The sequence below is a fragment of the Sphingobacterium sp. MAE genome (genome assembly GCF_056711605.1).
The window spans coordinates 2,757,379-2,771,492 of the sequence record NZ_CM160044.1; the positions used below are offsets into that span (position 1 = coordinate 2,757,379).

Consider the following 14,114-nt stretch of genomic DNA (forward strand, 5'->3'; position numbering starts at 1 on the left):
AAATCTAACGCTAAAGTACAGAGTATATTTTACAAAAGCAAATTATTATATCAATACAATATACGCGAACAAAATTACTTCATTTATAAATAATGAACAAGGAATGGTATCTTACCCCGTATGAGTTATTAACAATAATTACAGTTCGCACAATTAGATTGAGCTTGGGTATTTCAGGTGAAGAATTATCACTTTATCTAGGGAAGAGTAAAAAATATATTGGACATATTGAAAGTAAGGCTAGTGCCCTAAAATATACCGAAGAAGCTCTTTATCACATTGCAATCTATTTCTCGTTAAAAGCAGAAGAGCGTAAAAATGAATGTGTAGAGAATGGTGAACCAATAGATTTTAAAACAAGCTATACCAACTTAGATTTACAACCTTCTGATATTCAAGAAAGAGATAAAGTATTAAAAGTGATACCTCCTATCCCACCAGGAGCAGGCTCTGCATCTACATTGAATGCGGTGATTGAAAACACAAAGTATTTCGACAAAGCCAGAACTTTAGAGGAAATAGTGAATCATTGTAATAAATTACAAAATCAGACTTGGACGAGTTCAGATTTCACTGATGCATTGAGTCGTGCTATTAAAGGCAAAAACAAAAGATTGGAAGTCGTAATTGTTGATGGCAGAAATACCTACATAAAATACAAACCTAAAAAAGAAAGTATTGATAAAAAGGTTGACTAGTATTTATAATGTCCAAAGATTTAATCGATCGCTCTCAACATTTCATTTCTACATATTTCTATAAGTCCTACTAAAGTTGGTGATTCATAAGATTCGTCATAGCTAATGCTGGAGGCATCACCTAAACAGAACGTACCATTTGCCCAACGTAATGTATTTAAATCTCTTTGCCCTATCCAAAGCTCTTGATAAACACCCCACCATTCAAATATAGTTTCATCATCACAATTAATAAAGCCTATAACCATATGATTAACATATCCATCGGCAACCTTATATAATTCAATCAATTGCGTAATCACATTTTCAGGTACTTTTTTCGTAAAAGCACGTTCTTTAAAAACAGTGATTTGTAATGAAGTAGCTGGAACCAACTCAAAGTCTGATGAGTCAGGAAGTTCTTCCAATAATTTTAATATTTGCAATTGATTTTGATTCATCAGATCTATTCATTGTTAATTTATTGAATCTACAAATTTTTCCCATTACAATATATTTTTAAAGGAGATAGTATTAAAGATTCGTTTGATTATATTTGTTGTAAGTCGGTAATAGCCCATATAATGAAACGAAATCTAGATTTTGAGATCTTAAAAATAAGCAGTATGTCGGATATCGAGCTCATTAAGATGCTCAATATAATTAAATTACGTAATAACCGTGGTTTAAGTCAATTTGAGCTAGCATTTTTGTTGGGACAACGTGACCTTTATGTGCGAGATTTTGAACGACCAGATCATACTTTAATCTTAGGTCTTAGTGAAAATAATACCATCAAAATAATTTTCAAATGTGAACTTGAGGATTTTGTTCCATTAAGTAACGGCAGTACCAATCATAAAATTCAAATACTCTATCAAGTTGATGACCAAGGCAACAGAAATTATATAGCAGAGCAAAAAATTGGAAACGGCAAGTGGAAGGAATTTTTAAGATTTGGTGATGAAGAAAAGGACATCCTTCTAGAGTCGTCTAGTCTAATAACAGATACCCAGATTCAAAGTTGGATTGATAAAAAGTACCATAATGGATATTTTAATGTTGCTAAATCTGCACTGGAAATTTTCTTAGACTGTGAAGCTCATTTCGGTGAACCAGTTAGACCGTTATTCCTTGCCAATGCTATTCAACACTACACTAAGAAGAAGAAAGCCCCAAGGTTGGTTAAAAACAGAGACAAGATGAATGACTATGATGTTTTTATTGGAGAGGTGGATAGGAGATAAATGTCAAATAAATAATTCAGAAAACCCAAGCCTAATAGACTTAGAAAAACAACTATATTAAGTTAAAAAAAGATTTAATAGCTCTTCATAGATTCATTATTATGACTAAAATTTATCAGTTCCGTCCTAAACGTTTAAAAATTGGCGGTGATTTGGTATAGCAAAGTTGCTATATTTAAATCGCTAACTTTTCTTACACCGCCATGGTAAATTTAAACGTTTTAGTCAGATTTTATCCCTTATCGACCGGGAATTATTCAAAGATTTGGTTGCTAAACATAAGAGTGACAAACATTGCAAAGGGATCAACAGCTGGACTCATCTTGCAAGCATGTTATTCTGCCATTTTTCTTCTGCAGATTCAGTTCGGGATATCAGTAATGGCTTGCGTAGTACGACCGGTAATCTGAACCATTTAGGTGTGGGCAGAGCTCCCAGCAAGTCCAATATTTCCTATATCAATAAGCATCCCACCCATGAACTCTTTAAAGGTCTGTATTTTTCGCTATTGGATAAGCTGTGGCAAAAAGATACCCATTTCCGTAAAGAGCTTAACCAATTAAAGCGCAAGGTTTATCTAATGGATGCCAGTGTTATCCCATTATGCTTATCGGTATTTGACTGGGCTAAGTTTAGAAGTACCAAAGGAGCTGTAAAGTTGCACACTGTTTTGGATTATGATGGCTGTCTGCCTGTTTTTATGCAGATTACGGACGGAAAGGTTCATGAGAGCCAGCGTGCGGGCAGCTACAGTTTTTCTAAAGGAAGCGTCATGGTGGTGGACCGAGGTTATGTAGATTACAGCTGGCTCGGGGATTTGGACAGCAACGGCTGTTATTTTGTTACCAGGAGTAAAACTAACATGAAGTACAACGTGATCAGGTCATATCAGAGTGAAGCACTCTTAGAAAAGGGAATCATTAAAGATCAGATCGTTGAGCTTTCTGGTCCATCAGCAGATAAATACAGTTCCAAATCGCTGCGCCTGATTCATTTTTGGGACAGCACCACAGACACCCAGTATCACTTTCTGACAAATAATACTGGGTGGAAGGCCTCACTGGTAGCAAACATTTACAAACAGCGATGGCAGATTGAGGTCTTCTTTAAGCATCTCAAACAGCGCTTAAAAGTATCGACATTTGTGGGCACATCCGAAAATGCGGTGATGATCCAGATATGGACTTCCTTGATCGGCATCTTGTTACTAAAATACCTTCAAAAGAAGGCTAAAATATGACTGGAATCTATCAAATCTGGTGGGATTTATCAGGATGAATATCTTCGTAAAAATAAATATATGGCAATGGATAGATGATCCTTTTATCAGGCCACCAGTTAAAGGGAAAAATGGCCAGTTACAAATGTTTTCAGACTAAAAAATAGGATCAAAATTGAAATGATCTAAAAATAGCTGTTTTAGAAATGGAAACAAGCGCCTAAAATTTATTTAGGACGGGACTGATTTTTAACAAATAGTTTAATCATGTCCATATCAAATTTTTCGCTTCTATTATAAAAGCTCTGATTGTTTAAAAAATTTAGATTTTTTTTTAAAAAACACATCAAGATTAAATTATGAGAAAAATGAAATATTGTAAAAAAAACAAATAATACACCAATTTCCGGTTTCCCGTAAAACTAGTTAAAAACAAAGCTATAATTTCGAGAAAACCGAAAAAAATTATGAAAATAGCAAAAATTTTTTTATCTAATTATTCTACCGTTATTATTTGGAATAAGTTCTTGTAATAAAAATGATAAAAATGACAAAAACAAACCTGATTTAGAATTAGATAACCATGGAATAATATGTGGTACTCCAACTCCTACAACAACTGAAATTGAGGCTAAAAATAGAGCTTCTGCCAATTATTCTACAATAGATCCGGATCAACCTGTATGTATTAATGTTTTCTTTCATATTGTACGTCAAGATAATGGAACAGGTGGATACCCTGAAACAAATCTAAATATAGTACTTGATTCTTTAAACCGTCATTACAATAAACACGGTATATACTTTAAGTCAACAGGTCATGATTTTATAAACAGTTCAAAATATTATTCTATAGATAATGATACTGAATCTAATCAATTAGGAAATGTTAATGTGAAACAGAATGCTATAGATTATTATATAGTTAATAATCTGTGGAGTAGCGGAGGTTCTAGTGTCTTGGGAATGGCCCTTGGAATTCCATCTAAAACGTTAATTATGAATCAGAATTATGTAACCACTCCTATTTCTGCTCATGAGATGGGACATTGCCTTGACTTATGGCATACTTTTCAGGGTACTAAACCAGGAACATCTGGCTGTGCGGAAAATATAAATGGGTCAAATTGTATTACATGTGGAGACAAGGTCTGTGATACTCCTGCTGACCGGGGGTTTGGAACGGAAAATGGATATACGCCAGATTTAAATAATATTATGTCATACTATACATCGACCAGCGCACGTTTTACTGAAGGACAAAAATCAAGAATGAAAACATCCATTTTTAATAATTCAGTCCTAACAAATGTAATCGGAAATAACTGTATAATTCCAACTTTATCAACAAATAAACAGAATTATTGCGCTGGAGAAAATATAGTGTATACACTTCTAAATGGAGGCTCTAATGTTGTTTGGAATGTTTCTTCTACAGTAGATATCATTTCACAGAACAGTAATTCAATAACGGTTAAACCTAAGTTAATTTATGAAAAAACAGCTTTTGTCGAGGCAAAACTTCCTTTTCAAACGCTTAAAAAAGAAGTTTGAATCGGTACTCCACTTGTAGCCCTTAATATGTATTGTAATGATGTTTTCAGTACTACATGTGACATGAACTATGGAGGAGCAGCAAGTTCTTTACCTTTCGGTTCAAAAATAACTTTAAGTTTACAAGGGAAAGGTACAAATACTACTGGAATAAATGATTGGGAATGGGAAAAAGGATTTGGTAATTTTATATTTATAACTGGGGACTATTCAACTAATCCTGTCAATAATGGAAATGGTAATATAGGACAAACAGCGATTATACAGATTAATGGTTCTGGTACTATACAATTAAAGGCTAGAGCAAAAAATAGTTGTGGAACGGGTGACTGGAAGTATATTATGTACTCAGTAACGATGTAGCATTTTCTATAACAGATTCGTTATAATAGTAAGAAATTAAGTGAAAATAGTTCTCAAAATATATTAACAAAGGAAACCAATGAAAATTATACCTATTATAGCATTATTGCTGTTTACTGTAGTGAACCAAGGATGCAGTAAACAAACTGAAAATGTAAATTTAAATAAGATCGAAGGAAAGTGGAAATTGATTGCACAAAATGTAGGACTTCCTGACTCACATGTGTCGATTAAAGATGGAGCAGAAATATTTATAAATAGTGATGGAACATTCAAAAAGTTCGGTGGGAACTGTGATCAAGGAACATACAAAATTTCAGAGAATTATATAATCTTTGATTATACATGCGAGGGGAAAGAAAATATGTTAAGTAAAGGGATACAAAAGGAAATATTTAGTATCAAAGAGGGTATTTTGAGATTGACTCCTACTTATCTAAATTGTCCCGAAGGATGTTATTTTGATTACAAAAAAATTTCAGATAAATAATTATAATATTATTTGTGTTTCTCAAGATGAAGCTGTCCGAAAAGGGCAGCTTTTTTTATACTACGTAAACTGCACTGCATATTTTCTTAGACTGTGAAGCACATTTCGATGAAGCAGTTAGACCGCTATTAATTGCCAATGCTATTCAACACTATACAAAAAAGAAGAAAGCGCCTAGGTTAGTTAAAAACAGAGACAAAATGAATGACTATGATGTTTTTGTTGGGTAGATTTAATGTCGTTCATCAATTTTTAATGGAAAGAGTGGTATTGATACCCCTCCATTAAAAAATTTTAAAAACAACTTCCTTTTACTTGGTTTAGCTATTTTGTAAGATAATTGAAAACGGTTAGAGGTTATAGCTTTTTCTAACTTTCTTTAATTTTGAGATCTCTGCAAATTTTTTAGATGATCCAATTGAATTAACTGAAGTTCCTAACCTTAATCCAGAATTTTTTGATAGGATAAATCGATCGTGAAGTGGTTTCTCCGAATTATTCTGTAAGTGGTAAAAATAAAATCACAGTCTTCGAGATCTTCTTTCGTATACTTTGACCATTCTTCTAGCAGTTCATTCTCATCTAAATAATCACAATGTAAATAGCAAATTTACTTTGGTTCTTCACCAATTTTGATGCACTTAACAACTTCCTTAAATTCACTCATAAACGCCCATAGGTCGTTTACTTTTGTCGGGACAAAATGCTGTATAACATCATCCACACTATTGTCAGACTTCAGGATATTATATCCCTTATGCTTTAAGTCCTTCAAGATCTCGATTGTCAATGGTACATTCATCGCAATTAGTATTTATCATTATCACCTCATTCCAACAGGTTGGCATTTCAATCGCAAGTCCCTTTACTATAATGTGAACTTACAGAACTCTCCCCTGCTTTAATTCAATATTGAATAGGACGAACACGCAAGAATGTTGAGCAACCAGTTATCTTGAAGCGTGTCCATCCTTATTCAATATCCAAAGATAAATAATAAAACTAAATATATTAGCTAATAATTGCTATAAATATTAGTTTTTCATGTATTTTTATTTGTACCATTTGAATACCAATGATTTATTATATTTATACTATATTAGTTATATAATACGTCCATATTATATCCCATTATGAGTTGGGATATTGTTTTATTTAATTCGAAACAGAAAATAACGGATTTTGAAGAAATTGAAGAGGATCTGTTGATCTTTAATGGCATTCAAATCATTGCCTATAATCAGTAATCACATTTATGTATATGAAATATCTTCTATTTTTCTGCACTCTTTTACTGTCATTAAATGTATTATCACAAAACAATACCGCTAAAAGGGAGTACAACGAATTCCTTAAAACAAGAATATTTTTCCTCTGTAAAGAACAGCATTAAAGATGATAATATAACTCATATATATGTAGGATATTCAAATGAAAAAGCATACTTCATCAAATTATTTACAAAAAAGACAACAACATTTGATAGAAAAAATGGAGATACTTCGCAATCTTTTCTGCATAAAGAAAATAATTATTATTTTGATCTAAATTTTGAGGGCGATAAATATATCTTAAATCAAAATTATCCGTGGCTTCATTTACCATCTATCGAGGACATACATCCTAAAAATCTACCTAAAAATGATGAGATAAATTACTTAAGTAAAATCTCCATTTATAGAGATAGCACTATATATTACTTTACTACACATAAAGACTTCTACGGACAGATAATGCCATTATGGGGTTTTCCTGCAAAATATTTGGGCAGTATAGAGGCACGGGAACAGCAGATTGCCAAAGAATTAAGTTTAAACCAATCTGATGCTGTTAATGATTCTATTTGTGTGCTAGAAATAATCATTTTAAAAACTGGAAAGGTTACAGATGTAAAATCAATTGGAGGAAAAAACTCAGAGCTTAACGATATTGCTGAAAGGGCTATTTTTTTGGACAAGAATAAAGATTTTGGAAAGTATAAACCTAAGTGGAGAGCAGCAATAATGTACGACAGTGGAAGGCCGATGGACACGAAATTAAAAATGTTCCTTAAATTAAAAAAAGATGGCAGTGTAGAAATTTCACTTCCAAAAACTATGCGAAACTATACAGGAAACTAATTGATCTAAATCCGGGAGTGTACAAGCAACTGTGTTATTAGTCTCTTTTTAAAAGTTTCTATCTGGGAGTGTAACTCAAACTGTGTCATTGGATAATTAGCCTAATTCTAAAAGCCTCTATCCAGCTTGAGCCTATCTCCAAATTTAGTATATAGTTGTCATATGCTCAAGCCCCTATTGTGCATTGGCATCGTCCATTTCTTTGATACATCTTTTATGATCATGTACATCAATTTCTTCAGTGCCTGCTATAAACTGAATACACCTGGTTTATTCATTGGTATATATTTTATACGAATTTATAAGCTCGTAAAGCTTAGGTTGGTAAGCTCTCGTATCTGGAGATGGATACCACCGTTTGGAGATAAACTTTTGTCTTCATAAAGACCCTGCATAACTTGGTTTTGAAGCGCTCGAAACGGATAAGTTCTACCTTAGCTATCTCGTAAATATAGGTTTTCTTGGAAACCAATCAGCTCCGTTGCCACCACATGTAAATAAAAAGTACAGCATGACTACAATGTACAAAACTATTGTTATACGCCATACAATGTGTAGCCTTCCAGAACCTTTATCTTTTTGCTCTTTATTTTTACTCCTTATAAAATTTCGATTTTTAGACATTATAGCAAGTTAATAACCTATATCCAGAATTTGGTAAAGTTGTTTTATCAACATCTAATTTGCAAAAAAAGCCAATGTGATTAAGATTGAACTTTCCTGACGACTTTATAGTTTTCAGAGATGTGCAAATAGGAATTGTCTATTTCCTGAAATTTGTATGCTACATATGCTTTCTCATGGTTTACATTTCCATATTAATTCACTTAAGATAAAGTGCATAGACATAAACCTCCATGAATTTGATTAATCAATTTCTTAATGTCGGGTGTCAATGTTGTCCATATGGAAAGCTGCTACAATTCGAAGAAAACACTCCTATTACGACAAATTAATCAACCAATCTCCTCTTAAATGGCTCCAACTCTCCTGCTGTAATATCTGGCCAACGAGCAAAATATATAAAGCTTGGAAAACCTTTCGCCATACTGTGCGAAAGGCTTAAACAAAGTTTAAATTTTAACGAAAACGGGTTAATAGATTTGCTAAGAAAATCGGTGTTTCAAAATCTTCCTCCTCGTCTTTAAATGGTCCTGAGGCTGAAGCATAATTAAATTCTTTCACTTCTAGGAACGCTTCATCTCTATACAACCACTCGACCTCCACATGTGGTTTTATTACGAGTTGGTAAATTCTGTCAATTAGTTCCGATTCACCAGTTTCTATATAATTTTCAGGAGTATATGGCTCACCATCATACAATTTCCACACCAGCAAATACTTGAAAATACTAATGCAAATAACAAAAGTACCTTCAGTGTTAGACTTTATTTCAAAACTTAAGCATCGGTCTTCGACAGGAAATGGACTGAATCCTAAAATTTCTGACTGTGGAAAATTTGATCTAAAGTCAGTTATGACCTTCTTTAAAAAGATCTGGATGATTGGCAAGAAAACGTTCACCCCGTTCGTCCAACTTGCTCTGTTTTGAAGACTCAGATGGTCTCCAGAAAATTTCCAGTCAAAATATTCATCAATTACTTTTTTAAATCTATTCATATCTTCCTTAATTACAAGTACCAGTTGAAGGGGATATCATTGCGGGAACATCCCATGAAAATAATGAGACAGAAGAGCATCTGTAAAATTTTTGCTTTCATATTATATGGTTCTAGTTAAGAAAAATTGGTTAATTTAAAACTTAAAATACAAACTTTTCTTAAGATATCATTAATTTAAAAAAAATATTTAAATAAAATCTGACGCAAAGAATTAGAAGTATAATGAGTTATTATATTTAGCAAATTCGGCGTTAACTTCAATAACTGTTACACAATTTGATTTTTTCCAGCAAAATTCAAAATATACAAAATCATTTAAACCTCTTTAAGATAGATTTGCAATTAATTGAGTTACTATTTTTTTATACTTAACAGATTTACACTATTATGTACAACTACAAAGAAATTACAGCTGAGCTAATTACAACAAAAACAATTCACGCAACAGACATTTACGACTATAACGAAGATCCTATAGCAGATATCTTTGAGAGATATTTTCAGTATTGCCAAAAGGCACTTTCAGAATATAGTAATGAGATTTCCCACGATAGTTCGGTTCATTTAAATGGTTCCCAAGAATATAATAGGTGATTTTATAGTTAACCTAAATTAATATTCAATTTACTACTTGCAAGCTCATGAAAATTTTATACCAAAAATTATGAATACGAAAGAATGTTGAGCAACCGGTTGGTTATCCAATGGTGCGTCCATTCTCATTGTTAAAAAAAGAATTAAAATCAAACCATTTCTAGCTAAGTTTTTCGTTATTTGAATTGTCAAATTCATAGATGAGTTAAAATAAAAGGTGTGATAGATCAATACTTTCACATAGTAATATTGATCATTTTTGATAAAAAAATAAAAAAATACATTTTATAAATAATAAAGGTGTATTTTTGTTTATCAAATTTGATAAATCATGAACAACATCAATGAACTATATGATATATTAGGAATACAACATCAAAAAAATCTTGTGGATTTGATTGAGGAAAAAAAAGCGCTTCTGAATATAAAAACAAATATTCATCTTGCTGCAATACTAAATATTAATAAAGATACCCTATCTCGAATTATAAAAAATGAAGACTATAAAATTGATATTGTTAGCCTGATCAAATTAGCTAATTTCTTAGAATTGGATGTTGATAAAGTTGTTTCAGCTTATATAGCAAATACAACAAAAGAAATAATTGAAGAAATTGAACATAGTAAAAAAGCTTCTTTTATTGCAAACAACTTTGATCTTAATGGATTAGAAAAAATAAATTTTATAAAAGATAAAAGCAACATAATCGATATTGAACATAGAATTATAGATTTTTTCGGTCTTAAATCGATTTATGATTATAAAGAAAATTTTGCTTACTCTTTATTCAGTAAATCTAAATTAAAATCACAGGATTTCATGAATGAATTCTGGATCAAATGTGCATATAACCAATTTAACAGAATTCAAAACAATAATGATTTTTCTGTTGAAAGATTAGAAGATATGGTGACTAAAATTCGTCCATATACACTCAATATTGATACTGGTCTCCTAACAATTGTAAGAGCTTTATTCAATATCGGAATAACAGTCATTGTACAAGATTATATATCTAAAACGGCTGTTTTTGGTGCTAGTTTTTTCATTAACAACAAACCTTGTATTGTTTTGACAAATCATTATAAGAGATATGATTTATTATGGTTTACGCTATTTCATGAACTTGCACATATCATTTTTGATTTAGAAGAGTTAAAATCTCAAAAATTTCACCTAAGTGGAATGGCAGACTTACTATTATTAAATGAGGAAAGAGCAAATAGGTTTGCAGAAGAAATGCTGTTCAATGAAGATAAATTAAATTACATTTCTTCAAATATAAATAACTACAATTTAGTGAAAGCATATGCAGAACGAAACTATGTACATCCTTCGATAATTTATGGTTTCTATATAAAGAAGAATTCCAATAAAGAGGAACATTATAAGAGATATAGTAAATATTTAATTTCGTCTGAACAGGCAATTGCCCCACTAAAATCTAACATATGGGACTACGATAAAAATGTTCAATTAGAACTAGAAAAGATTCTTGATAAAATAAACGCATAATTATGGATAATAAAACAGACAAAGACAATGAGCTTTCTCTACTTAAAATCAGAGAATTAGCAAAAAAAGCAGATGAAAACAAAGCATTTGAATTAGGCTTTGAACAATCGGAGGAATTTAAAAACATTGAAATTGACTACGGTAATGATGTTCAAAATCCAGATAAATCTTACAAAATATTTTATGCGATACAGGGGATACTTAAAACCCATCTTCCTGAAGGCGACAGTAACAAAGAAATTAGAGATATTATAAGAGAAGAGAAATCAATTTTTCTAACAGGGGGAAAAAAGAAAAATGCTCAAGGAATAAGAGGTGCGGATAGTAGACAAGCATATATATCGACTCATTTAGAGGTAGCACTTAATGCTCTTTTCGAATGGCTGAACAGCGATAGAAATACACTAGATCTATTTTTAAAGTTTAGGGATTTAAATATTGAATATGGGTATTTTTCATCCGAAGAAAGAGGAACTATGGATCAAAGTCAATAAATTTGAAATTTTAATAAAAATATACTGGTAAAAAACACCCGTATATTTTTATTAAAGAGGGAATGTACCACAAAATATGTAATTAACCTTTTAAAGTTGCTATTTTGAGCAGATATTAAGTGAATTCTATACCTTAACAGAAATTATGTCACGAGAAAGAAAAACGTATCTAAAAAAGTTCGAACTTATGATTGTTGAAATTAGTAATAAACATACAGATGTGGCTTAGTAAACCAATGAACTAAACATTAAGTTCTCATTATTATACCGTTGGGGAAAACAGTTTTCTGAAAAGCAAACATCCAGCTAACCCAGTAACGGAAAAGTAAATTTTAGCGCAACGGAACAAGAATTGGCTCAATAAAAAAAGAACTTGAAGGAACGCAAATTGAAGGGATATTTTAAAATCGATATACAGCTTCTAGAGCTGTGAAATTGTCAATACAACCAAACGGGGTAAAATCCGTTAATTGTCTTAACTTTCAATGAGGCTATGACCTTAAATGGTATTCTGCAAGTCTTCCTTAAAATCTAGGCCGACTGCTGTAAGCTCATTGTTAATTTGGAAGCATGCGTTGCGGTCATTAATTTGAAAATTATCCATCAGAGTGCGACACGCATTATAATGTAAGATTACGGTTGACATTAATTAAACAAAGGAAATTAAAGGATTTGGCGTCTACACTAAAAATCATGTGGATGTCATTAGTTTTTTCTATGGTATTAAACCTATAAAGCCATTCTTGACAGAATGGCTTTATAGGTTTAATTTAATGATCTATTTGATTCATTTCAGTTTTTCAAGCTCGTCGATGGTAAGACCTGTAACCTCAGCAATTTGTTCTACCTATAAACTCATCTCTTTTAGCTTTAAAGCTGTACTAAAAGCTTTTTGATCTCTTCCCTAACTCACTTTTCTTCGCTTGAAAAGTCAGTGGTTAGCGACCTACCATAAAATTAGCGTATTGCAACAGATAACCGACAATGCGGAGCTGTACAGCTGTTTCATAGTCAAAAAACTGATACTGATGAACAAATAGATTTTAATCCCATTTTCTGTTTTTTGAAATGATCCAAATTAGCAAAGGAAAATAAATCAGCTTGATAATTATAGGTTTGAAATTCAATTATTTTTTATTTATCAGTGCTTTTTTAACAAACAACTTGAATGTTCGACCATATTGTAACTCACGAAAAAACAAAAGCTATGACCTTTATTAGTAAACTAAGGTATTAAATCCTTTGTCCTTCAATTCAAACATATAAACTAAGGCATTAGGGGTGATATGTATACGATTGTCTAATTTCAATTTGTCCACTTTGAGTAGATCTAAGGCATATTCACAAATAACCAATTTTGCCCCTACTTTCTCAGCCTTATCAATAGCTTGTTTTAGCGCTTCATTCTCAACAATTTCTTTAGCTAACTTACCAACAATCACAATTTCAAAAGCTAATCCATTTTTCTTCAGATCAAGTAATTCTATAGTTTCAATACTTACATTAAAATGTAGAACGTCTGAAACCATAACGGCAAGTTTTTTACTTGACCCTTTGTATTCCACTTTAGCTCCTAATGTTTGGGTTTGTGCTTGACTGTAATTTGAACTAAAGATTAAAACTGTTAGCAACAACAATGTGGATAAAAAATTTGCTCTCATTATAAAATATTTTAAAGTAATTTAAATATCTGTTCCTTTGTGGAAATCGATTATACAAAACTAAAGAAAGCCTATCCTGTAGAAATGGACAAAACTGAAAATTAATGGTACTTTTTGATCAATACTTTATTTAGTACCATTCTCTTCGATCCATATGGCGATAAATAACCCTTTGTCTATTTTCTTGCTGCCAGTGGTTATAATATTGCAATAGTATTGCTACGCGATGATCAAATTATCTAATATAAGCTCATATTGAGACAGTTAAAAAGATAATTACATCTTTTCTGTTAATTTAGATTTTACCTTTGTTTATTAAAGTACGGAAGTAAAATGTTTGCTTTACTCCATCAAAAAAGCGGCTGTACATTCATGTACAACCGCTTTCGTAATAATTCCCATATGAAATGGACTGAAATTTAGTTTTGTCCTGCCAGTAATCCTCCGTCAACAGTCCAAGTTGCTCCAGTAACCCAGCTTGTTTGGTCTGAAAGTAAAAAGTCAATTGTCTTGGCAACATCTTCTGGTTGACCAACACCTCCTAATGGATGGTATGC

At 31.8% G+C, this 14,114-nt stretch carries 14 protein-coding genes; 9 read left to right on the top strand and 5 right to left on the bottom strand.

What is annotated here, in order from left to right; genetic code table 11:
• Positions 1-92: 92 nt before the first annotated feature.
• Positions 93-698, top strand: coding sequence for a hypothetical protein (locus AC06G9_RS11680; RefSeq protein WP_168126291.1), 606 nt, complete (start codon positions 93-95; stop codon positions 696-698).
• 20 nt (positions 699-718) lie between these two features.
• On the opposite strand, the gene AC06G9_RS11685 is transcribed toward AC06G9_RS11680, so the two are convergent.
• A complete protein-coding gene (locus AC06G9_RS11685; protein WP_480956236.1) occupies positions 719-1,138 on the bottom strand; it encodes a hypothetical protein in 420 nt (139 codons plus the stop codon).
• Between the two features lie 123 nt (positions 1,139-1,261).
• Here AC06G9_RS11685 and AC06G9_RS11690 point away from each other — a divergent pair, with 123 nt between their 5' ends.
• The 5 genes from AC06G9_RS11690 to AC06G9_RS11710 all read left to right on the top strand — a co-directional run bounded on the left by AC06G9_RS11690 (position 1,262) and on the right by AC06G9_RS11710 (position 5,550).
• The gene (locus AC06G9_RS11690) at positions 1,262-1,924 is read left to right on the top strand and encodes a hypothetical protein (protein ID WP_168126289.1); all 663 of its coding nucleotides are present in this window, start codon (positions 1,262-1,264) and stop codon (positions 1,922-1,924) included.
• A 229-nt stretch (positions 1,925-2,153) separates the two neighbouring features.
• Complete coding sequence (locus AC06G9_RS11695; protein ID WP_480958180.1) at positions 2,154-3,164, top strand: IS4 family transposase; 1,011 nt, start codon at positions 2,154-2,156, stop codon at positions 3,162-3,164.
• 978 nt (positions 3,165-4,142) lie between these two features.
• On the top strand, positions 4,143-4,697 hold the full coding sequence (locus AC06G9_RS11700; protein ID WP_480956237.1) for a M43 family zinc metalloprotease: 555 nt from the start codon (positions 4,143-4,145) through the stop codon (positions 4,695-4,697).
• Positions 4,698-4,760: 63 nt separating this feature from the next.
• Complete coding sequence (locus tag AC06G9_RS11705; protein WP_480956238.1) at positions 4,761-5,060, top strand: hypothetical protein; 300 nt, start codon at positions 4,761-4,763, stop codon at positions 5,058-5,060.
• A 79-nt stretch (positions 5,061-5,139) separates the two neighbouring features.
• Complete coding sequence (locus AC06G9_RS11710; RefSeq protein WP_168126286.1) at positions 5,140-5,550, top strand: lipocalin family protein; 411 nt, start codon at positions 5,140-5,142, stop codon at positions 5,548-5,550.
• A 610-nt stretch (positions 5,551-6,160) separates the two neighbouring features.
• Here AC06G9_RS11710 and AC06G9_RS11715 read toward each other — a convergent pair.
• Positions 6,161-6,352 (bottom strand): hypothetical protein, encoded by a 192-nt coding sequence (locus AC06G9_RS11715; RefSeq protein ID WP_168126285.1) that lies wholly within the window; start codon positions 6,350-6,352, stop codon positions 6,161-6,163.
• A 502-nt stretch (positions 6,353-6,854) separates the two neighbouring features.
• On the opposite strand from AC06G9_RS11715, the gene AC06G9_RS11720 reads away from it, so the two are divergent.
• Positions 6,855-7,670: a hypothetical protein gene (locus AC06G9_RS11720; RefSeq protein WP_480956239.1), complete on the top strand. Its 816-nt coding sequence runs from the start codon at positions 6,855-6,857 to the stop codon at positions 7,668-7,670.
• A gap of 1,080 nt (positions 7,671-8,750) precedes the next feature.
• Here the strand turns inward: AC06G9_RS11720 and AC06G9_RS11725 are convergent.
• A complete protein-coding gene (locus AC06G9_RS11725) occupies positions 8,751-9,290 on the bottom strand; it encodes a hypothetical protein (protein ID WP_480956240.1) in 540 nt (179 codons plus the stop codon).
• A 927-nt stretch (positions 9,291-10,217) separates the two neighbouring features.
• Here AC06G9_RS11725 and AC06G9_RS11730 point away from each other — a divergent pair.
• Both AC06G9_RS11730 and AC06G9_RS11735 read left to right on the top strand, forming a co-directional pair.
• The gene (locus tag AC06G9_RS11730; protein WP_339424517.1) at positions 10,218-11,402 is read left to right on the top strand and encodes an ImmA/IrrE family metallo-endopeptidase; all 1,185 of its coding nucleotides are present in this window, start codon (positions 10,218-10,220) and stop codon (positions 11,400-11,402) included.
• Between the two features lie 2 nt (positions 11,403-11,404).
• A complete protein-coding gene (locus AC06G9_RS11735; protein WP_339424516.1) occupies positions 11,405-11,896 on the top strand; it encodes a hypothetical protein in 492 nt (163 codons plus the stop codon).
• Between the two features lie 1,217 nt (positions 11,897-13,113).
• Here AC06G9_RS11735 and AC06G9_RS11740 read toward each other — a convergent pair.
• Together AC06G9_RS11740 and AC06G9_RS11745 are read right to left on the bottom strand one after the other, a co-directional pair.
• The gene (locus tag AC06G9_RS11740) at positions 13,114-13,557 is read right to left on the bottom strand and encodes a hypothetical protein (RefSeq protein WP_339424515.1); all 444 of its coding nucleotides are present in this window, start codon (positions 13,555-13,557) and stop codon (positions 13,114-13,116) included.
• Between the two features lie 419 nt (positions 13,558-13,976).
• Positions 13,977-14,063 carry a hypothetical protein gene (locus tag AC06G9_RS11745; protein ID WP_480958181.1) on the bottom strand — a complete coding sequence of 29 codons (87 nt, stop codon included), beginning with the start codon at positions 14,061-14,063 and terminating at the stop codon, positions 13,977-13,979.
• Positions 14,064-14,114 lie beyond the last annotated feature (51 nt).

Excerpts from the sequence above, each read along its gene's own strand:
- AC06G9_RS11690 (WP_168126289.1), top strand. The coding sequence starts at position 1,262 with ATGAAACGAAATCTAGATTTTGAGATCTTAAAAATAAGCAGTATGTCG.
- AC06G9_RS11700 (WP_480956237.1), top strand. The coding sequence starts at position 4,143 with ATGAATCAGAATTATGTAACCACTCCTATTTCTGCTCATGAGATGGGA.
- AC06G9_RS11685 (WP_480956236.1), bottom strand. The coding sequence starts at position 1,138 with ATGAATCAAAATCAATTGCAAATATTAAAATTATTGGAAGAACTTCCT.
- AC06G9_RS11715 (WP_168126285.1), bottom strand. The coding sequence starts at position 6,352 with ATGAATGTACCATTGACAATCGAGATCTTGAAGGACTTAAAGCATAAG.
- AC06G9_RS11720 (WP_480956239.1), top strand. The coding sequence starts at position 6,855 with ATGTATTATCACAAAACAATACCGCTAAAAGGGAGTACAACGAATTCC.
- AC06G9_RS11705 (WP_480956238.1), top strand. The coding sequence starts at position 4,761 with ATGAACTATGGAGGAGCAGCAAGTTCTTTACCTTTCGGTTCAAAAATA.
- AC06G9_RS11710 (WP_168126286.1), top strand. The coding sequence starts at position 5,140 with ATGAAAATTATACCTATTATAGCATTATTGCTGTTTACTGTAGTGAAC.
- AC06G9_RS11735 (WP_339424516.1), top strand. The coding sequence starts at position 11,405 with ATGGATAATAAAACAGACAAAGACAATGAGCTTTCTCTACTTAAAATC.
- AC06G9_RS11725 (WP_480956240.1), bottom strand. The coding sequence starts at position 9,290 with ATGAATAGATTTAAAAAAGTAATTGATGAATATTTTGACTGGAAATTT.
- AC06G9_RS11730 (WP_339424517.1), top strand. The coding sequence starts at position 10,218 with ATGAACAACATCAATGAACTATATGATATATTAGGAATACAACATCAA.
- AC06G9_RS11680 (WP_168126291.1), top strand. The coding sequence starts at position 93 with ATGAACAAGGAATGGTATCTTACCCCGTATGAGTTATTAACAATAATT.
- AC06G9_RS11740 (WP_339424515.1), bottom strand. The coding sequence starts at position 13,557 with ATGAGAGCAAATTTTTTATCCACATTGTTGTTGCTAACAGTTTTAATC.